General features: G+C 37.8%; 21 protein-coding genes. 2 read left to right on the plus strand and 19 right to left on the minus strand.

Going from position 1 to position 20312, the window contains the following annotated elements:
• Positions 1 to 165: 165 nt before the first annotated feature.
• The gene (locus D1Z92_RS09435) at positions 166 to 735 is read left to right on the plus strand and encodes a hypothetical protein (protein ID WP_128895422.1); all 570 of its coding nucleotides are present in this window, start codon (positions 166 to 168) and stop codon (positions 733 to 735) included.
• Positions 736 to 788: 53 nt separating this feature from the next.
• On the opposite strand, the gene D1Z92_RS17820 is transcribed toward D1Z92_RS09435, so the two are convergent.
• Positions 789 to 890, minus strand: a complete 102-nt coding sequence (locus tag D1Z92_RS17820; RefSeq protein WP_370741261.1) for a DUF2569 family protein — start codon at positions 888 to 890, stop codon at positions 789 to 791.
• Between the two features lie 99 nt (positions 891 to 989).
• Between D1Z92_RS17820 and D1Z92_RS09445 the strand changes: the two genes are divergently transcribed.
• The gene (locus D1Z92_RS09445; protein ID WP_128895424.1) at positions 990 to 1487 is read left to right on the plus strand and encodes an NUDIX hydrolase; all 498 of its coding nucleotides are present in this window, start codon (positions 990 to 992) and stop codon (positions 1485 to 1487) included.
• Positions 1488 to 1551: 64 nt separating this feature from the next.
• On the opposite strand, the gene D1Z92_RS09450 is transcribed toward D1Z92_RS09445, so the two are convergent.
• The 18 genes from D1Z92_RS09450 to D1Z92_RS09535 form a co-directional block, all read right to left on the minus strand.
• Positions 1552 to 2769: a helix-turn-helix domain-containing protein gene (locus D1Z92_RS09450; RefSeq protein WP_164931537.1), complete on the minus strand. Its 1218-nt coding sequence runs from the start codon at positions 2767 to 2769 to the stop codon at positions 1552 to 1554.
• A 135-nt stretch (positions 2770 to 2904) separates the two neighbouring features.
• Complete coding sequence (locus D1Z92_RS09455) at positions 2905 to 4116, minus strand: helix-turn-helix domain-containing protein (protein WP_128895426.1); 1212 nt, start codon at positions 4114 to 4116, stop codon at positions 2905 to 2907.
• 195 nt (positions 4117 to 4311) lie between these two features.
• Positions 4312 to 5901 carry a hypothetical protein gene (locus D1Z92_RS09460; RefSeq protein WP_128895427.1) on the minus strand — a complete coding sequence of 530 codons (1590 nt, stop codon included), beginning with the start codon at positions 5899 to 5901 and terminating at the stop codon, positions 4312 to 4314.
• Between the two features lie 203 nt (positions 5902 to 6104).
• On the minus strand, positions 6105 to 7586 hold the full coding sequence (locus D1Z92_RS09465) for a sodium-dependent transporter (RefSeq protein ID WP_128895428.1): 1482 nt from the start codon (positions 7584 to 7586) through the stop codon (positions 6105 to 6107).
• 364 nt (positions 7587 to 7950) lie between these two features.
• A complete protein-coding gene (locus tag D1Z92_RS09470) occupies positions 7951 to 9204 on the minus strand; it encodes an MFS transporter (RefSeq protein WP_164931538.1) in 1254 nt (417 codons plus the stop codon).
• A 121-nt stretch (positions 9205 to 9325) separates the two neighbouring features.
• Positions 9326 to 10588: a type III PLP-dependent enzyme domain-containing protein gene (locus D1Z92_RS09475; RefSeq protein ID WP_164931539.1), complete on the minus strand. Its 1263-nt coding sequence runs from the start codon at positions 10586 to 10588 to the stop codon at positions 9326 to 9328.
• A complete protein-coding gene (locus tag D1Z92_RS09480) occupies positions 10581 to 11948 on the minus strand; it encodes a preATP grasp domain-containing protein (RefSeq protein ID WP_128895431.1) in 1368 nt (455 codons plus the stop codon). The genes D1Z92_RS09475 and D1Z92_RS09480 overlap by 8 nt, the downstream gene beginning before the upstream one ends.
• Entirely contained in the window at positions 11948 to 12877 is a 930-nt protein-coding gene (locus D1Z92_RS09485; RefSeq protein WP_128895432.1) for a hypothetical protein, read from the minus strand. Before D1Z92_RS09485 ends, D1Z92_RS09480 begins: the two co-directional genes overlap by 1 nt.
• On the minus strand, positions 12870 to 13817 hold the full coding sequence (locus tag D1Z92_RS09490; RefSeq protein ID WP_128895433.1) for a 3-oxoacyl-[acyl-carrier-protein] synthase III C-terminal domain-containing protein: 948 nt from the start codon (positions 13815 to 13817) through the stop codon (positions 12870 to 12872). The genes D1Z92_RS09485 and D1Z92_RS09490 overlap by 8 nt, the downstream gene beginning before the upstream one ends.
• A gap of 161 nt (positions 13818 to 13978) precedes the next feature.
• Complete coding sequence (locus D1Z92_RS09495) at positions 13979 to 14212, minus strand: hypothetical protein (protein WP_128895434.1); 234 nt, start codon at positions 14210 to 14212, stop codon at positions 13979 to 13981.
• Between the two features lie 18 nt (positions 14213 to 14230).
• Positions 14231 to 15397 (minus strand): glycosyltransferase, encoded by a 1167-nt coding sequence (locus D1Z92_RS09500; RefSeq protein WP_128895435.1) that lies wholly within the window; start codon positions 15395 to 15397, stop codon positions 14231 to 14233.
• A gap of 94 nt (positions 15398 to 15491) precedes the next feature.
• The gene (locus tag D1Z92_RS09505) at positions 15492 to 16466 is read right to left on the minus strand and encodes a hypothetical protein (protein ID WP_128895436.1); all 975 of its coding nucleotides are present in this window, start codon (positions 16464 to 16466) and stop codon (positions 15492 to 15494) included.
• 21 nt (positions 16467 to 16487) lie between these two features.
• Entirely contained in the window at positions 16488 to 17387 is a 900-nt protein-coding gene (locus tag D1Z92_RS09510) for a serine aminopeptidase domain-containing protein (RefSeq protein WP_128895437.1), read from the minus strand.
• A gap of 92 nt (positions 17388 to 17479) precedes the next feature.
• Positions 17480 to 18274, minus strand: a complete 795-nt coding sequence (locus D1Z92_RS09515) for an alpha/beta hydrolase (protein WP_240666645.1) — start codon at positions 18272 to 18274, stop codon at positions 17480 to 17482.
• A 1-nt stretch (position 18275) separates the two neighbouring features.
• Positions 18276 to 18710, minus strand: a complete 435-nt coding sequence (locus tag D1Z92_RS09520) for an ApeI family dehydratase (protein WP_128895438.1) — start codon at positions 18708 to 18710, stop codon at positions 18276 to 18278.
• Positions 18707 to 19141 carry a hotdog family protein gene (locus tag D1Z92_RS09525; protein ID WP_128895439.1) on the minus strand — a complete coding sequence of 145 codons (435 nt, stop codon included), beginning with the start codon at positions 19139 to 19141 and terminating at the stop codon, positions 18707 to 18709. Before D1Z92_RS09525 ends, D1Z92_RS09520 begins: the two co-directional genes overlap by 4 nt.
• Positions 19142 to 19164: 23 nt before the next feature.
• On the minus strand, positions 19165 to 20082 hold the full coding sequence (locus D1Z92_RS09530) for a glycosyltransferase family 2 protein (RefSeq protein WP_128895440.1): 918 nt from the start codon (positions 20080 to 20082) through the stop codon (positions 19165 to 19167).
• The gene (locus D1Z92_RS09535) at positions 20069 to 20311 is read right to left on the minus strand and encodes an acyl carrier protein (RefSeq protein ID WP_128895441.1); all 243 of its coding nucleotides are present in this window, start codon (positions 20309 to 20311) and stop codon (positions 20069 to 20071) included. Before D1Z92_RS09535 ends, D1Z92_RS09530 begins: the two co-directional genes overlap by 14 nt.
• Position 20312 lies beyond the last annotated feature (1 nt).

Here is a 20312-nt window from a genome sequence, read left to right on the forward strand (position 1 = left end):
CACTGATAGTTGCTGTCATTTTGTATTTTTTATGTTGACACATTATGGAATAAGCTGATAAAAGTATAGTAGAGGCATTTAACTAGGTAAGTGCATGTCTGGTTAGCCATGGCTATTAAACTAATAAGATGCTGAATCATGTTACACATATAGGAGGTTTTCAACATGCTGAAACTATTAGGATGTACATTTATGTTTATAGGGATTTATACCATGATAAAATCGCCAAATATGGCGACCGTGTCAGGTACTATGTTTAACATGGGGGTTGTGTTCACAGTGACTGGGGCTGCACTAGCGTTAGGTCCTTTTGCATATAAAGCTTATGTCATAACAAAAAGAAGAAAGTTAATGTTATCTGGTAAGACTGTGTTAGCTGATGTGAACAAAGTAGTAATTAATTATAGTATGAAGTTGAAAGGATATGGTGCTTGGAATACAAGTACTGGACAATCTCCTTATCAGATCGTGGCAACATGGACTGATCCAGACAGTCATAAAAAATATGAATTTATTAGTCAGAACATATGGGAGAATCCATCACAGCATCTCCCTAGTCAAGTAGAGATGTACATTCATAAAAGATATCCAGAGAAATTATACTATATGAATGTCAATTTCCTAGCAAAGTCATTTTTAGTGCTACCTAGGTCTAGTTTTAAAAGCAATCTGATATGGATTGTCTTTCTTGGCTTTATGTTATATCAATTTGTGAAAATGATGAGTATATTCTAAGACGCTTTACAATTATCTGAAGGTCCTCCTTTAGTGAAATACCTGCTAAAATACTAACGTGTGAACGTATTTTTAACTCTTTTAGACACTAAAAAATATGGAATCCATATCGCACAAAGCACTGTATTTAAATTCGTATGATGTAAACTGACCATTAATAATAAGAAGATGTAGCAACCAAAATGAAACAACAATTAACCAGCTAAGTATGTAATATATAAGGAACGAAAATAGAAAATTGGAGTAGGTGTAAAATGTCTGATGTTAAAATGCATCGAAATTTTGGGGTATATGGTGTTTGTATGAGTGAAGGAAAATTACTAGTTATCAAAAAAACACTCGGTCCGTATTATGGTAGATATGACTTGCCAGGAGGTAATATCGAGCTGGACGAGACTATCTTTGATTGTTTACATAGAGAATATGCTGAAGAAACGGGTAGTGAAATTCAATTTGTCAATCAAATAGGAGTTTCAGAATATATAGTTCCCTATCCATTACAAAAACGTGGTACTACCCATATTCATCATATTGCTATTTTTTATGATGTGAAGTTTAAAAGCGGTAATTTAGACAGTGATAGCACATTGAAAAATAATGATTCCTCTGGGGCTGTTTGGATAAATATTAATGAATTGAATGAGAATAATGCTTCACCTCTAATACAAACTATGTTAAATTGGATCAAAGATCCTTCGAGACCTATTTCAGTGAGCGTGCAAAATCTATCCAATTGGAAAGTGAATGCATAAATTTGTGATCGTTGTGAACGGATTTTTTTCCGTTATCTAAATGAAAAACCTACGAGTTAAATGTTTAACGGTTCATATTTAAGTAAGTTTGTAAAATAATTCTGTATTGAAGCGCGTGCATCTCTTCGGTTGCGTTTATATATTGCAGAGCTTCCATGCTTTTGGTATAGCTGCTCATCGCTTTATCTCGTAAACCTTGTTGCATTTGGAAGTTCCCTTTGTATTCGTAGTATTGTGCAATAGCAAAATATTGAGGTGGGATACGTGGATTTATAGGTAAAAAGTCTTTTTCTTGTTTCAATAGTTTGTATAAGTGATCTGAAGCAGAAATTTTTATGTATATGCGTATTAGATCATTAGCGGCATAGATCCGTTGTTCTTGATTTGATGCCTCTATAGCTTTCACTAACATTGGAATTGCACCATCGTAATCTTTCGTAACGACTTTTAGATTTCTGTAACAAGATCTAACGAAACTTTCAACAAAATGATATTTATATCTTACAAAAATATGAAGGTGCACTTTAACTTCATTATAATTTTCTAATTCAAAGTAAGCATTAATCATTGTACCATATGCTCGTGCTTCAATTTCTGTTTGGACTGTGTGAGGCAAGCTCAATCCTTCTTCAACTAATTCAATACAATATTCATATAATTTTAATGCATAAGCTTGTATAGCCATTTTAAAATAATATTCACTTTGCTCTTCTTCATTTAAAAAGTTAATATAGTGTAATAATTCTTTCCCTTCATTAAATGTTATTTGATCTTTTTGGATGTCAAGACGCTTAATAAAATAAACTTGCAGCAATCCTTTTGCAATGTATGGTGGAACACCTCTTAATCTAGCATACTCCGTAATGATGCCGTAAAGTGCCAGCTTTATATCACGTTGGTCTATTGTCGAAGTAAATGTATAGAGTGATGCAAGGGCATCTTCTGTTTCGTGTCTATCACATTGTAAGTAAGCTAATGCCACTTTTTTTACTAGATCCAAATTTATATTGTTCTCAATCGATATACTTTTCACTAACAACGTTTGAAGAATATGCGGGCGTTGCTCTACATTGACATAACGATCTATCACATCATCATGAGGGATGTGCAATGCATCTGATATAGTAAAAATAGTGTTGAGTTCGGGTCTTTTTGTTTCTCCATTCTCTAACTTACTAATCACCCCTTTACTCATTCCTGTTATTTCTTGCACCTGTCCCATCGTCATGTTTTGCTGCTTCCTATGTCTTCTAACTAGCTCTCCTAAGGTTTCTTTCTTCATTTCCCACAGCTCCATTAATCTTTTCTATCATTGTACATAGTTTATTCTGTTTATCAGGTAATTAAAGGTGTCTTAGCCCAGTTTTCTGTTATGATGGGCATTTGGCATCTATCGTAGTATGTGTAGAAATACCATTCAACGGTTGATGCACAAAGTTTGCAAAATAATTTTATATTGCAGTGCATTCATCTCTTCGGTTGCATTTATTTTTTCATACGTTTCCATACTTTTCGTATAACTGCTCATGGCTTCATCTATTTGGCCTTGATTCATTTGAAAATTACCTTTAAATTCGTAGTACATCCCGATATTTAATTGTTCGTTCGTCGCTTCTGGGTGTTCTAAGAAAGATAATATTGCTTCTTCTTTACTAAATAACTTTTGCATCGCTTCTTGATGATGCAACTCGGTATATATGGTCAATAATTCATTAGCGACGTAAAGCCGTTGTGGCTTGCTAATTTCATTTAATGTTTTTTCTAATAGTGGTATAGCTATTTCGTATTCTTTCTTTTTCACTTTCACGATGGCTCTTGTGTACAATGCACATTCATGAATAAAATCATGCTTGTAGTGTTCGAATTGATTCAAATGTTTCTCTACTTCTTCGTACTCTTGTAATTCGAAATAGGCATTAATTAACGTCCCATGGGCTTTGGCTCTCAATTCAGTATCTTCTGTTTCGAGTAGTAGACCTTTTTTACAAAATGCAATGGATTGTTCATATTTTTTAATGCCATAGGCATGTAACGTCATGCGGAAGTAAAAAAGAATTTTTTCTGCATGAGAGAGAAAATCTATGTAATACAAGATCTCTTTTGCTTTATCGAATGTTTTTTCTTTCGTATGTAGATCTAATCGAGTAATAAAATAAATTTGCAAAAGTCCTTTCGCGATAAAAGGTGGAATACCTCTTAATCTTGCATATTCTGTTATGCTGTTATACAGGACAAGTTGTATTTCTTGTGTATGGATTGTAGAGGTAAATTCATATAAAGTAGCGAGTGCGTCTTCTGTTTCGTGCCGATCTGATGATAAATATGCCAAGGTAACGGTTTTTATCAGGTCCATGTTGTTTCCAAGTTTTATACTTTTAACTAGTACCTCATGAAGCATTGTTGGACGTTTTTCTACTTCTACGTACCTATAGATAACCTCATGGAGTGGGATATGTAAGGCATCAGAAATGGTAAACATCGTTTTTAATTCCGGTCTTTTTGTTTCTCCATTTTCTAACTTACTAATCACTCCTTTGTTAATGCCAATCTTCTCTTGCAACTCATTCATCGTAATATGTTGTTTTTTCCTATATTGTCTAAATAATTCTCCTAAAGTTTCTATATACACGACAACACATCCCTACAAAAAAACCAATATATGTAACTAGTATACTATCATTTTTTTGTAGAAGTAAAGATGATCTATTCCAGAAACACCTATTTTGTTAGTTGAAAATAAAAAAGCCATAAAACAGAATATTACATTCTATTTATGACTTTATTTTAATATTTCATATTTTGTGCTAAAGCACGACGATCAAGATTAACGAACGATTAATCTACCAGAAAGATAGATCCACTCTTCTGTTACCCCTATCACATGGACTTCATTATAATAGCCTTGTTGCTTCATTGTTAGCAACGTTTGTTGCTCATCTTGATCCACATCGTATAGCATAAGTTTTACAACATCTTCATCCATATTATTTTCCAAATAAACAAGATAGTGTGCATTTTTTACCCAAAATAAATCGTATTGATCAGCAATTTTATTTTCGTCACCTTGATCAGCAATTTTATGTTCACCACTATAAATGCCGTAACCCCAGTACAACTGATATTTTCTATCGTCAGACTCGGAAAACAAGATATTGTCATATAATTCAGCTTCAAAAGGGAATGACTTGATTGTTGTGTCTTGGTTTTCCCAACTGTAATCGTAATATATTCTATCCTCTTCATTCATCATCGTAATAGTAACGACTTCTCCGTTATCATAAATAGAAACTGGATACTTGTATCCATAAGCCACACCTAAAGGAACTTCTCCTGCAAGTGTAGTTTCTGGATTGACCACTTTATTTTCTTCAATAGAATAAATGGCTAGCTTTAAATCGGTAACATCTTCTTTGGAATCCCCAATTACCATAATAATATGTTCTTTATTTTTGCTAAATACAGCGCCATGAATAAATCCATTTACATCAATCTCAACGTCATTATTGCTTTCATTAGCGGAAGATGCTTCAGTCTTAGCGTAGAAAAATCCTGTCTTATTGGCCATGAATGGACTACTGCCTACATAATTGGTCATGACATTATAATATTTTATTTCTTCATGCGGATATTCAGTCTTTTCTTCTGTAAGAAAATTGTAAACATAAAAAGCATGAGGAAGTTGGACATGGCAGCATACATATTCTAATGGATTAGCTAAAATGATAGTTTGATCGTCTATGATGCTGGTGGCATTATTTGTTTCTTCCCAAGAAGATACTTGCTCTACTGTTGTACCGTCTACAGAGACTCTCCAAAGCTGGGAATGATCTTCTACTACAAATGCTTGAAAAGTGGGTGACTCTGGTAACATAGTTCCTGTTTTCGTTTTCGCTCCTGTCACGTTAATTTCATACAATGGGGCTTGATGAAGTTTTGGTACTTCGAGCATATCTTCAATAGATAAAGATAATTCTTTTTCATCAGTCCAAGTAAATTGTAACGTTGCTTTTTCTTTAATCGATGTTTTTTCCTTCTTTTCCTCTTCAGCAATATTGGTATAGTTTGAAATATCATTGGATAAAAAATTGTCTTTAATCGTATTTTCAACGGATTCCGTATCCATTGCTTCTGCAAAATATAACTGAAATGTTTGTTTACCTAACGGGATTGCAGTTTCAACAGGACTTATATATTCAGGAACTCCACCTATATCAGAAGGTTCTAGTTCCATGACATATTGAATTTGAACCCAATTTTTTTCAACTACCATTTCATCGTTTTCTTCCTTTACCTCTTCTACTGGAGGTACATTATCGTTGAGATCATTTTCCGTCTTGCTGTCATCTGCATTACATGCACTAAATAAAAATAAAGATACCATCAACATACTACATAAAAATAAGTTTTTCTTCACAGTCTTCACTCCATCTTCGTAATAAAATAAATATCTTTTTTAATTTTATCACTAGATGACTATTTAGTGTAATATTTTCTTTGTTTCTTTTCACATACAGGAGAGGAAAAAAATGAAATGAAAAAGCACCTAACTACTTCTTTCCGTACGAAGTAATGAGGTGCTGCGTTTCTTTCATTTCGTTTATTTGGTGCATGCATTATTTACTTTGCTTCACTACGTTTCATGAAATGAAAGCATAAAGCGACAAATAGAATGGCGATAGCGACAATCCAGCTAGTGTAGATCAAACTATTCGGATACCCTTCATAGTTATGTTGAATATCTCCGATAAGCGTCATGATCGCGTTGTATCCTAACACGAGTGGTGTTAAGACGACTAAACATACACTCCACCATCTACCTAGAGAAAAGTCAGATACTTCGTTTACGTAATGTCGTGCTGTTGGAATCAGTCTGAGCTTCCAACTCATCATGACAACCATCATTAATCCTGTTATGCTGAGACTTAATACAGCGACGCTTCTATCGATGGAATCTAATAAATGCAATCCTGATCCAGTAGCAAATAAAATACTAATGAGTGCAGTAGAACCGAGTGTCCAATTCACAGCATGTTTCCGCTTGATGTTAAATTTATCTCCCAACGCTGAAATAAACGGCTCGGCCATAGAGACAAGAGAAGAAATACCGGCAAAAAGCAACGATACGAAAAACAATACCCCAATGATGTTCCCCATTGGCATTGCATTGATGATTTCAGGAAAGACAGAAAAAGCAAGAATAACGCCACCTGTCGCCACTTCATCTAGTGGCATCCCTTTCTGTTGTGCAATAAACCCTAATGCACCGAATACAGAAATTCCCGCAAGAAGACTGAATCCGCAGTTAGCTAATGCCGTCATGAACGCATTATTCGTAATGTCCGATTTCTTAGGCAAATAACTTGCATACGTAATCATAGCTCCTAAACCAATACCAAGACTAAAAAATATTTGCGTATACGCACTGATCCATGTAGAGGAATTCAATATTTGTCCCCATTCTGGCGAAAATAGTGCGTTGAGACCTACTGCTGCTCCCTCTAACGTTACACTGCGAAATAAAATAAGAAGAATAATAGCGAACAGCATCGGCATAAAAATCTTGTTAGCTCTCTCAATTCCTTTGCGAACGCCACCATGTAATATGATGAAGGCTAAGCCCCATACGACAGCAAGGGCGATGAGAATATGCCATTGAAACCCACCCAAAAAGTTGCTGCTCCACGTTTCCGTATTTGTAATCCCAAGAAAATCATTCATTAAATAATCTTCGGGCTGACTTCCCCATGATTTTGTTACAGCAAAAAATGAGTAAAGTAAAGCCCAAGCGATAATTACGGAATAGTAAGTAGAGACAACAAAAGAAATAACAATTTGCCACCAACCAAGCCAACCGAATTTACCTAATTTCTCAAAAGCGCTAGGAACCGAAGTCCTCATGCGATGTCCAATGTAAAATTCAAGAATTAAAATTGGAATACCAGCCGTAATAAGTGCGAAAAAATAAGGAATTAAAAATGCTGCGCCACCATTCTCATAAGCCATGTAAGGGAACCGCCATATGTTGCCTAGCCCAATTGCAGAACCAATTGCTGCTAAAATAAATCCCGTCCTTGTCCCCCACATTTGTTTTGATTCCATTAAAGTGTACCCCCTAGATGCATTTGTTGATTAACGGTTTAAATGAATAAAGAAGAAAGTGATGTCTAAATAAGTTGAATGAACTTGTTCAAGCAACTTATTACCACTATACATAAGATGGAGAAATTTCAACATAACAACCTTTACGTCTGGCTACTGCGACGTAAACTTGCGTCTAATTATTTCTTCATCCTTATATACAGTGTTGTGAAGTTTATATTTTAACACAGGATGTATCATTGAAAAAGAAAAATATAAGACATATTTTGAGAAAAGTATTGCTTTTTATGCATTTTCACCATGAAAAAGACATGTACTATACTGAGATACATGTCAAAGTTTTCTTTTGATATTGCTTTGTAGTTCACTCGCTTACTGTGGAATTATCTTCACTACTATAACGATAATTTTTTAGTTGTGGTTGTACTATGGCAATACCAGCTGTCATGAGGTAGAGACCAGCCGCCACCATAAATACATATTGGATGCCTATCCATTCTGAACATAACCCCATGATGATAATAGCTAAACCATTCCATGGTGAAAGAACCATATTTCTAGCAGCCATCACGCTAGCTCGTTGATTTTCTGGAATGACATCTTGTAAAATCGTGGATTGTGCAATATCTCTAATTTGATACATCGGCCCCATTAACACACATAAAATGACAGCGATCAATGGGGATGTTGAAATGGAAAATAAAAAAGTAAGTACCCCCATAGCGACAGCGCTTATTGCGATCATGGTTGTTATTTTATTTTGCACAATCTTACTGTATATGACCACGACGAAGCTTCCCAAAATAGCACCGATAAAATAGCCAGAGTTAATGAAGCCCCACCACGCTTCTGTCTCTTGCAATACAATTGTAGTAAATCCTAATAGCAATGCCGATGACCAGATTGCGTTGGCAAGTCCTTCTACCATATCCATTAGCGTGATAGAGCGAATAATGGGAGATTGCAGCGCTATTTTCCAGCTAGGTTTTGCTTTCTTTTTTATTTTTGGAGCTTGTTGATCCTGTTTATGGAACTTTAACCAATGAATCAGCATTCCAGATGCTACAAACATAATACAAGAACATAACATAAGTTGTGTAGTAGACAAGAGGAGCAAAGAAGCTGATCCTAAACCCCAACCGGCAGTCATAATGAGTTGCTGAATCATGGTGATTGTGCCATTCGCTTTTATGTATTGTTGACGAGAAACAACTAACGGTAATATAGCAAACCTTGCTGGACCATACCACGACCCCATAAAAGATAGAATGAATTTTAAAAGAAGAATAAGAAAAATATACACACTATTGGATATAGATAGCAGTGAAATAAAGATAAACAGAATCATGATGAAAGCTCTTATCCAGCCGATGCTATACAATAGTTTTTGTAAATGAAATTTATTAATATGGTAGGAAGCGAATAAACTTCCTAAAAAAACGGAGATGGAAGTTAAAGCAGGCACTAATGAAGCACCAAGTACAGAATTGGTCATATAGTAAACTTGGGAAATTAAAACAACCTCAAGTAAAATTTGTGCTAATAAATTAAACACTTGGGATAGCCATAACTTTATGAAGTTAGGTTGTTTCCAGAGTGATGTTGAAGCGATTTCCATATGTATGTACCTCATTTAGATCAAAGTTTTTTGGTAATGAGCATCATCCTATTTTCTATTATTCTATCGATACTGTTTAAATTTCACAATAGTATTATCATTATTCTAAAAAAAACTACCATTACAACGTTCTAATGGTAGGAAACATATATTCATTATGATCGCGGATCATAACATGTTTATCTTGATAGATAAGGACTTCTCTTGGAAGACGGTGGCTGAGAAACAGTATAGGGCTAAATGTTAAACCGTAAGCCCCTGAATGTGTGATAGCGATATAGTCTCCTACACGCAGTTCAGGCAGTGTAATGTTTTTTGCCACTACATCATCCGGTGTACATAACGGTCCCGCGATATGATAGTCTTTATGATTGGACCTGTCTCTATCATTTTCTGTAAGCAACTGTATAGGAAAATGTTGCTTTCGAATCATCCCCACACCACCAGCTGCCGCATGGTGATGAATCCCCCCGTCGATCATGGCAAAATGCGTAGATTGAGATTGTTTGAGATAGCGTACTTGAGATACATACGTACCGGATAGAGCAACGAGAAACCTACCTGATTCTGCTAACAATTGTGTGTTAGGGTATCGCTGTAAATAAGTTTCTATCTCCGGAGTGATTTGTTTTGTAAGTTGGGCTAATGGAAGTGGTGACTCTTTATCGTAATAAGGTATGCCGAAGCCGCCGCCAAGTCCAACATATTGCAGCTCAATATGCTGTTCCACTTGCAATCGATCTGCAATGTGCAAAATATTTTTCATGTTGTCGGCAATCGTGTCTGCGTTTAAAATTCGCGTTCCATGGTAGCTGTGTAATCCGCAAATGTGAACATGTGACAACGATTTTGCCGTGCTAATGGTTTGCACCAGTGTCGTTTCATCTATGCCAAATTGCCTCGCAGTCCCTCCCATCTTTAGCCTTGCCCCGTGTGCACTACTTTTTGGGTTGAACCGTATACCGATACAAACCGTTATGTTTTTATTTTTCGCAATGCGTTGTACCGTTTGTATTTCTTGTATGGACTCAACGATAAAGTATTTAATATTTTTTTCTATAATACTCGTTATTTCTTCTTCACTTTTATTCGGACCGAGATACATCATGTGACGTGGTGAAACCCCTGCTGCAAGCGCAATCTCCAGCTCATAAGGAGAACAAATTTCTACATTGACTTGCTCTTCATAGATCGTTTTTATGATAGAAGGATTTGGATTGGCCTTCATGGAGTAAAATAATTGCACTGCGGGATGAAGATGCTGTTTTAAAGAGTATATGTGTTGTTGTATGACAGATTGATCGTATATATAGAGCGGAGTACCGTATTCTTTTGCGAGTTGAATGTAATGCGCTGTATTGAACTTCATGATTGGATCAGTCACGGGAATCATCTCCTTCAGTAAGAACGGATGCACAAAACTGTTTCAACATGTCACATTCTTCTATTGAATCACCAATGAGCATGGTTAATAATTTCCCTCTATTACTTTGTTTTACATCTAGTTGTGGATTTACGGAAGCAAAGGAACAGATGAGAATACCAGATTTTCCAGGTGTAAATAATTTGGGTTGTAGCCGCTTTTTTACTTCAGCAAAAGAGAGCTGACCAACTTTTTGTAATGCAAAAGGTAGGATTTGAACGTGTTGATCTTTTCTAATCCATTGGTGGAATATTGTAGTGTAGTAGGTGGACATATTCATTCTGGCGTTAATTTCTAAGCAAGGATACAGTGTTCCATTTTCATCGATCATGCTGTCTATACCAATCACACCGTAGTATCCTTCATTATATAATGCTTTCGCTATTTTTTTTGTTTGTGCTTCACACGCTTTTTCCAATGCAGGAGGTAGTCCATGTGGATAGACGTGACCTTGGTGTGATCCATTTTGTACGATGGCAGACAAGATGACCATGTCGCTGATCTCTCCATCTTTATCAATAATGCATTGAATATTGAGATCTTGTTGCTTGTTGATCCACTTTTCAAGAACAAATTCGATTTCCGCTTCTTTATGTTTAAGCACCGCTTGTTTTAGCCAACGAATCATTTGCTTGAAATGTTGCTCTTCTTTAATTTGTAACAAGCCTTTTCCTGACACTCCCATACTTTCTTTTAGCACAAGGTGTTGTTCTGGTAAAAAAGCATGCATTTCTTCGTAAGCACGTTCCAATTCATCTATAGAAGTGATGAGACGTCCCTCCACTTGTGGAATAGCCAGTTGATGACATAACTTCCGACTGTAGCTCTTGCTGTTCACTTCCGCAATCCTTTCCGTAGTCGGTGCTAAGAGAGGCAAGTCCCACTGCGCTGCAAGTTGCTGTTCATACATGGATACCCCGTGTGATAATAAATAAGGTTGTTGTGCTTGTTCCCTCCACGCTTGCAAAACGGGGAAATGAGCGATATGTTTATGTAAAAAATATGGGGTAAGCGTAGAAAAATGCTGATTTTCTGTAGGTATGACCTGAATGTGTGGGAGCTGCCAGCCAAGGGATTGCAAGTAATCTAGAAAATGTGGGTCTGGCTCTCTTGCCAGTAGCACGATATCTTGAGGAGCTGCTAACCACAGCGCCATTTCAGCCATGAGTAGATGGTAGTTTGTTTTGGATGAAAAGGTTGGGAGCCCGATGACATGATCACGTTTCCAACTGTCTTCCACTTCAAAGTTTGCAAGCCACGCTATACTTGCAGCATCATCATCGACATGGAATGCTTGTAACATATTTTTACGAAAGGACATTAATCATTCACTCTCCTTAACATCATGCCCCCTACTCCAAAATGCTCGTCTACAAACAAAAGCAGTAGGATGTTGGAATCGGTAGGTAAGTCTGGTAATGGTAATGTGGCAAGATGATACAATGGATCTGCTGTACCTCGGTTTATAGATGCAGAAGTGGTATACACGTGGGGATACAGTGAAGTTAAATCAGAAGTAAAAACAGGCGAAAGTGTTTGTGGAATGATAGTCACTTGCTGCTTTTCTAAGTTCCCTTTTGCTAGCATGTCAGTAATAAAGGAAGAAGTATGCGTGAATAAGGTGGATGGCTCATTTCTTATCTCACATAATGTTGTATGGTCCCACTGTTCCAAGCCATAGTAAAGCACCTGCCACGCTGCACCATCTCCAACATTAGGCGTGAACTGTAGTAATGACAACGCATCTGCTTTGGGATAAGCTTGCGGAAAGTAAGACGGTTCTGTCGTCGTTATTTGTTCCATACATATCATCCATATGTTTTGTTGTACTTTTTCTGCAAAATGCAGCGCAATAAGGGGACTAAGGTTTCCACTGTCACTAAAAGATAACGGGGTAGTTTTATGCGATTTCATCTGTTTGTGCATATACAACAGGGCGTTTAGTTTATCTGTTAGCGGATAGGCGGCATAACAGCATATGAGATAATGTGGAGATGCTATGGATGCTTGTGCTTGTTTCATTTTGCTATGTAACGATGGAATGTGTTCACAAGGTTCATGTGGGAAATAAAGCGGGGCAGCTGTTGCTGTGGAATCTGAAGGTGAGGAGTTGGTGTCGCTGGTAAGATCTTTTCTAGAGTCCTGTGCATCGAAAGCGTATTGATGTAGTATTTCAGCATATAACGTTGTTTCCACATTGGAAAGGTTTCGTTCATGTTGGTATTGCTCGTATAGGTGGACTTCACTCATATACAGTGTCCCCTCGCTGACATATCGCACAGCAAATGACCCCTCCATTCCCTAGCGTTAATAACATGTAATAGTCATGTTCTTTCAGTAGTTTCTTGCTTCTTACATCATGTAAATTGTACAACAAATCTGCATTGTTCATATGTCCTCTTTCTTGTAATCCATCGGTATAAAAGCGTTCCGTACTTATTTTCATCATCCGTGATAATAGTGGCCACGTGCTTTTTGTGATGTTGTTTGGAATAATAAGCGCAATATCGTCCATCGTTAATGACGCTTTACGCAGTGCGTATTTCATATTTTTAGTCAGATTAACGTAATAAAAATAATCCGGTACGTCGTCCCTGCCATTTTTCATCTTCCCTTGTTGAATCGTACGGGTATCACTAACAGCATGAAAAGCAATGAACGTATCTCCAGCAAGTGCTTTCCCCATGCTTATCCCTGCTGCCCCATCGGCGGTCATAAAATAGCCTCCACCGTATCTTTGATCAGCTAACATCGTTTTTTCTACTGTCACCATCAACCCGATATCTTCGTCTGAGGATGTGGGAGAAGACAACATTTCTGCTGCAACATGAAGCGACATCAGTACGTTTGCACAGAGCAAATCTCTTAGCGAGAAAAACATAGCATGATGCAGCTGGAATTTTTCGCGAAGTTTTGAAAATAGATTGAAAGAGTGTGGAAAGGAGAAATAAAGATAAGGAACCATCACATATTGAACATTTTCCACCGCTATGTCTTCATGTTGTAGCATGTTCTCCACCGTTTGTTCTAGCATATCATAAGCCGTAACATCGGAAGCCATAGGGATGGAATGGATTCCAGCTTCTATTAACGATTGCTTCTCTGCTAAAGTAATGTGTTGCTGCTTGTAGTACTGTTCTACGGTTAAGCGTTGTTGTGGTTCGTATATCGCTAATTTCCCTATCTGCATCTATTCTCCTCTCCCCTCTTCTATAAAAAATGGTTCATCTATGCATATGATGGAGATATTTCTACATCACAGCCTCTACTGTTGGTTACTGAAGCGTAAACGTGTATACTATCATTTCTTTATCTTATATAAATCTGATCCAGTTCTGTTCTAGTTCTGTTCTACTTCTCTTCTAGTTCTTTTAAGTAATTGTAAATATCTTTAACGGACAGCATTTCATATAAATTAATATTAGAATCTAAAATGTCCATATCCATGACCATTTCGACTTCAATTAGTATTTCGACAATGTTGGTGGAGTCCATATTCAGTTTTTCAAACGTACTGTTCATGGTCACTTCAAGGTCTCCGCTTACTTGTTTTACGATATCCACCATTTGTTCTTGTGTTATCATGTTTATCACCTCAACGTTTTAATTTCGTGGTTTTATTTGTAGACATTGTTGTTCCATTAGGTTTGCACTGGCTTCATTGCCTTCTTCACAGGACGTTACTTTCAGTGATTTAAAATGGTTCATTTCTTTGTTCTGATTCCATACATGATGTACCGCGGCATGTAATGTAAAAGGGGTTAGTTGTTCTAACTGTAGTAAGGATGAGATACCGATAGATTCGCATTGTTTTGCAATAAGATGGTGATCTTCTCCGAGTGGAATGATGACGGAAGGTACGTGATGCTGTATCGCTTTTTGCAACGTGCCTAATCCTCCGTGGGTAATGATGATATCTGCGAAGGGGAAAATGTGATGATGGTTTGGGTTTGCATCGTTTACCCAATGCACATTACTTGGGAGAGAAATGTTTGGAGGCTCATGCTCCAATATAGTTACCTGTACGGGTTGATGTGAGAAAGCATCTATCGCAGTGATAATATAACGATCCATTCCTTCTCTGTAGCCGTCTTTAGGTGCAGACGAAGTACAGACGACAATATGTGGATGTTGGGATTCATTTATTTTTTGCTTCCAGTTAGTAAGGGAATGAGAAGATGAATGAGGTGGCATATAAGCGCAAGGGCCTACGATTACACTGTGAGGAGGCAGCTCCATATTGGCAGGAAAAAGTGCTGGTAAACACATCAATACATGTAGATAAGGAGATAACCCTGCCCCATCTCCTCTTGTACGAAATGGATGATCTAGCAGTGGAAGTTCATGCTGTTGCCGCAATGTATTGAGTTCTTTCTCATATAACGTCCGCATGCGATGATTAAAGGCTGTTTTACCAGGCATCGTTTGATCAGGCCAAAATATGGATGTCTGATAACTGACCCAAGGAATGTGATGTTTCTCTGCCCAATACGCTGGCGGTGCTAACGCAGAATCACAAATGACGAGATCAATGTGTGTATGTTGTAGTTTTTCTTCACATTCTTGCAACGTTCGATCCATAAACTTTTGCGGATATCTTCCTTGTTCCACTTCGATAAATGTCATCCCTGCTTGTTCAATAACGGCTTGAAAAGTTTCACTTGCCATCATCTTCACCTTGTGCCCTCGTTTCACTAACGTGGCTCCTACACCAGCAATAGGGATGACATGTCCCATTAACCATTGGCTTACAATTAGGATGTTGGCCATTGAAACCTCCTTTCCCCTTTTTTTAAAAAAAATTCGCCTTACATGCTTTTAAAAGGTTATTGCTATGAACTGCTATGCTCAATTCAACGGTTTTTTATGCTTTTTCCTCTACTACAGATTGCATGGTGAGAAATAACATTTGCTCATCATCCAATACTTGATGCAGTAAGCTCACGAGCTTCGGTTTGTAGTCTTTGTTCGTCTGTACTTTCCATTTGATAAGCAAACCAACGATAAAAGCCCAACTTTGGCACACTTGTTGTAACAGTATGGCTAAAGGTTGTAAGTGATTGTTGTTAGGTAAAACACGTTGTTCGATTGCGGTAGACCATAACTCTCTTAATCTACGAAAATAATGAATATCAAATTCTAGCATGTCCAAATGAGAGATAAGTTCTGTGGAAGAGGTTTGCGAAACGGTATGGACATAAGCTTGTAATTGTTGCAATCCGTCTTGATGCATCATCTGCTTTACCGATTGCTGTAGTAGTTTGTTTATATGATCTGCATCAGACATCGTGACTTCCGTTTCCCTCACAATAGCCATGCCCCCACTTACGATAGGGTCGGTGAACGTGTCAAAAAATAATGAGGTTGGAATTTTACCCATATGATGAGTGAAGAATGCGCTACTTCCAGCATCGTCAATTATCGTAATATATTCCTCATCCATATCTATGATCAGGGCCCAATGGATGACATCGTGTTTTTTATAATAAGATGAAAAAGGAGCGTAGTACGCTTTATAATGTACGAGTGCGTACCCTTCCCCATCCATAAAAGATCGCAGTAGATGTGGTGTTTGTTCTCTTGAAAGTGAGGGATACTGGATCATTTTAAAGCCGTGTTGAAGACATGATAGTGTTCGTCTTAAAAGGAGCCCATCTGCACGACAATCAAAGGCATCAAGGAATATAGGGAATAAATTGCTCTCCCCTTTCCATTTTAGTATTTCTAATATAGAGAGCTGAAGACAGTCTAAGTTTCTTTCACTGAATCCGTATTCGTCTGGATAACGCCAATCTATTTTTTCCCTGCGACGCAATTGTGCTAACAACGTATTTGTCATTTTACCTCCTCCAAAACAAAGCTAAGATTTCGATGTTTTATCTTTACAAGCATGATGGTTGCATTGGCACTGACATGCTGGTTTAAGAATGATAGAACGAATGATTTCAATGGCCTCATCCATGGCTGCTGGGTGTTTGAAAAAGTGAGAGCCATGCGAGAACGTATAGCAAACTGCGTGATCGATGTGGGAAGCTGGTTCGTACTGCTCAGCAAGCTCACTGCCGTATATAATATGAATGTCGCGTTGGTGTTGATGAAACAAGTCAATCGGATCTAATGCATCTAATTCTTTTATTAGTGTGTGGGACAGACATTGACCGTGTAAATATAGCAAGTGTGCACCTAGCTTCGTAACGTAGTCCAAATGTTCTGCTTTAAAATCACTCAACGTGTAGTAATCGTCTCCTGGGATAAGCAATTTAGAATCCAAAAAGCCCTTTTCAGCTAGTAGGGATAATGTTTCTTCAGCGAAAAGATGTTTTGAATGCGGTAAAGGAGCTATTGGCGGGGATACCATGATCGGATAACAAGCAATGTTGTTTTTTGCTTCCCATTGTAAAGCGACGTTCTGTGCAACAATACTACCAAGTGCATGACCGACTAAATAAATGCAAGGTGGGGATGCTCTTTGCGTTACATCTTCTAATACTTCTAATGCATCTGCTACCATAGAGGAAATGGATGCACTTCCTAGTTCTCCTTCGCTGTCTCCTCCTCCGACATAATCAAACTGAACAATCCACTGTTCATCTTCTGCCAACCTTTTTCGCAAATTGGAGAAAAAGTAATTTTTTTCGCTCATTGCTTGACCAAGGCCAGGAAAACTGACAACTAGAGGAACAGATGAGGTCAGCGTCGTTGGTTGTTCCACTATCCCGACAATGCTTTGATCTGAACCGAATCTAGCTTGTCTCCACATATATATCACTCCTCAACTCATACCTGTATTACGATCTTGCATATCGTCATGTTCTAGATGAAACTTATGATCCATTTATCATTCCTATCTCATCACTTCCATTGCTCCTGAATCCACTGACTAGAGAAGTCCATAATGTTTTGTTCTAACGGAACGGAAGTGAATAAGTGTCCTGCACCTGCTACACAGTAAACAGGATGTTCATGATCATTGGCATAAACAGCATATTGATTTGTTTCCATTAGTTTAAATTCCTCTTGAATAAGCGGGTCGTTATCTCCATAAATGACGATGGATTTTCCTTTGTACCTCCGCAATTCATCGTCTAAATCAATGGAAAATAAGTGTGAATAAAAGTCCATACTGATCCACATGCCTACCCATGGCATCACTAAATATTGTAAAGCGCGGTGATGACGTTGAAAACGAGGCTTCTTTTTACCAGGAAGATTGCCACTGAACTCGTAAAACAGCGGACTCCAAAGCATAACGTGTTCGACATTACAGCGATTGGCGGCCATAAGGGCAATCCTTGCTCCATCACTAAAACCTAAGAAAGTTATTTTTTGATTATCGATTTCTGGGCAAGTCTGCAACCATTCATATGCTGTAATCACATTTGATATTTTCGTTTCTGTTGTCATTTCATAATAATTTCCGTCACTTAATCCAAGTCCGTAATAGTCAAATCGTAAAAAAGCGATGCCTTGCTTCGCTAATACACGTGCGAATTTGACGGCAAGTCGATGCACTTCGTAGCGTTCCCCATTTTTTCCTGGGCAGTATACGATGACGGGACACGGTCGGTTGACTGTATCTGGCAAATGTAATACACCTGCCAACCTCCCCCCCATATCTTCGATCTCTACAAAACGTTCTTCGCTCACGTTATCCTCCTCCTTCTTGACACAACGATAAGGTGACCTGAATGACTTTACTTTCTTTTACCCACCCTTCAGCATGAATCGTAATGACTTGTTCATCATCGTCATGATCTTCTATTTTCTTCTTAAACACGTAATGGACCTGATCTCCTGGCCCTACGGGAAGTAGAAAACGTGCTTTGATCTTTTTTTCTATCCACTTTTGTGCTTGTGTACCGTCTCCTTGACTTAACCACATTTGAGCAGACTGCTTCATTCCTTCTACAAGCAGCATACCTGGAAAGATGCTATATGAAGGGAAGTGACCGATTAAAAACATGTCGCTACTGCTAATGTTTTTTATACTTATGGTTTCCGGTAAGGACTGGAGATCCGTCGTAAGCAGCTGGTCGAACATGATCCAAGGCTTCTCGAATGGTAATATGGCTTCCCCTCTCATGATAATTCCACTCCTTTTTTTCCAATCGCTACCCCAAGCGTAGCTGTAATGATGCGCTGTCCATCACTGTCTGTTACTAAACCAGAAAAAACAGCTTGTTTACTGAGTATACGTATTGGTGTTAATGCATAATTAACGGTCTGATCCCAGCGTAATGTGCTAATAATGTTTGTATCTATTTTTCCTAATAAGGGAAATTCGTTATCTTCCAGCGGCTTGGTTTCCATTTGTGCAAATAACACGGAAAGTTGAGCGAGGCCTTCTATCATGATGGTCGATGGTACATCAGGTTGTTTCCCGAGATAAGGATACATAGAGGATGGATCAAAGTGACCGTTCATTTTCTTCATTTTTATGTATGTTGTGACTTCATCCACGAAACGGAACGGAAATTGATGGGGAAGCATGTCCGTCATATGTTTATTATTCATGATAAAGCAAACACCTTTCTGTTTTAAAAATTTTGAATACGTACAAAAGACTGCTGATTTGGATTTAGCATCGGGATAGCATGTTTCACCTCTTGTGCTGCTAGCTCTTCATATTGTTCTAAGCTTAAAGTCCCTAACATGAAATCAAGCAGTTTTGCTATGGAAGTCGTTGCATGCTTCTCATAGAAATAAGCATGGCTTTGTTTTATGTGTTGGATATACATGTCGTTATTTCTGTGATGAGCAATATGGGTGTTGATGGCTTGCTTACAATACACGAAAGAGGTGTGCTCCAAGAACGCTCGGTATCCAAATTCAAAATGTTCAAATCCCCATTCACGAAAAAGAGGATCGAATCCACCGATGTTTTCCCATAATGCACGTGCACAAGATAAATTGCCTGTCAACGTGCTTAACCATGCAATTGGCGAGGTGGTGTTACCGTGTTGATCAAACAGATTATATATTAATTTACAATATTGCGGAGTGCGACGATGTCGCTGATTTATTGCATTTTGTCTAGCCTTATCCATGTTTTGCTCTAAATGAGAAACGTACATTTCATCTACTTGTCCAACGACTAGGAGTGACTGATTTTTGTCCTGTGCTTTTGTTTGTGCTGTAACATGTTCTTCTATAAACGTTTCACAAGGAATACGGTCACCGTCACAAAAAATGAGCATTTCACCAGTACCTTTTTCAATACCTGTGTTTCTAGCAACTGCTCTTCCACTTCGAGGTAGAGCAAAGTATTGTAGCGGTAGTGTGGATTGAAATGACTGTATGATGTGGGATAGATCTTCTTGCGATCCATCATCAACGACGATAATGTTGACGTTATCCATGGATGCGGTTTGTCTCGTAAAACCTTCTAACGTTAATTGAAGGGATAGTGACTGGTTATATATCGGGATAACGATATCGACACTAGGCTTCTGCATGGGACACCATGGTAACGATATCTTTTAACGTTACATCTGCACGAATATCTAGCATTTCATCTGGAACCGTAATCTCTAACGTTTCTTCTAGTAGTACAATAAATTCCATATAGCGTAAGGAATCAAATCCGATATCATACATATTCTGATCGTCATGTATTTGCTCATATGGTAATGTGCCGCAACCGTCCTTACTGAGCAATTGAAATATGATCTCTTTTTTGTCCATG

The organism is Longirhabdus pacifica, from assembly GCF_004115085.1.
GTDB lineage: Bacteria > Bacillota > Bacilli > Paenibacillales > DSM-105158 > Longirhabdus > Longirhabdus pacifica.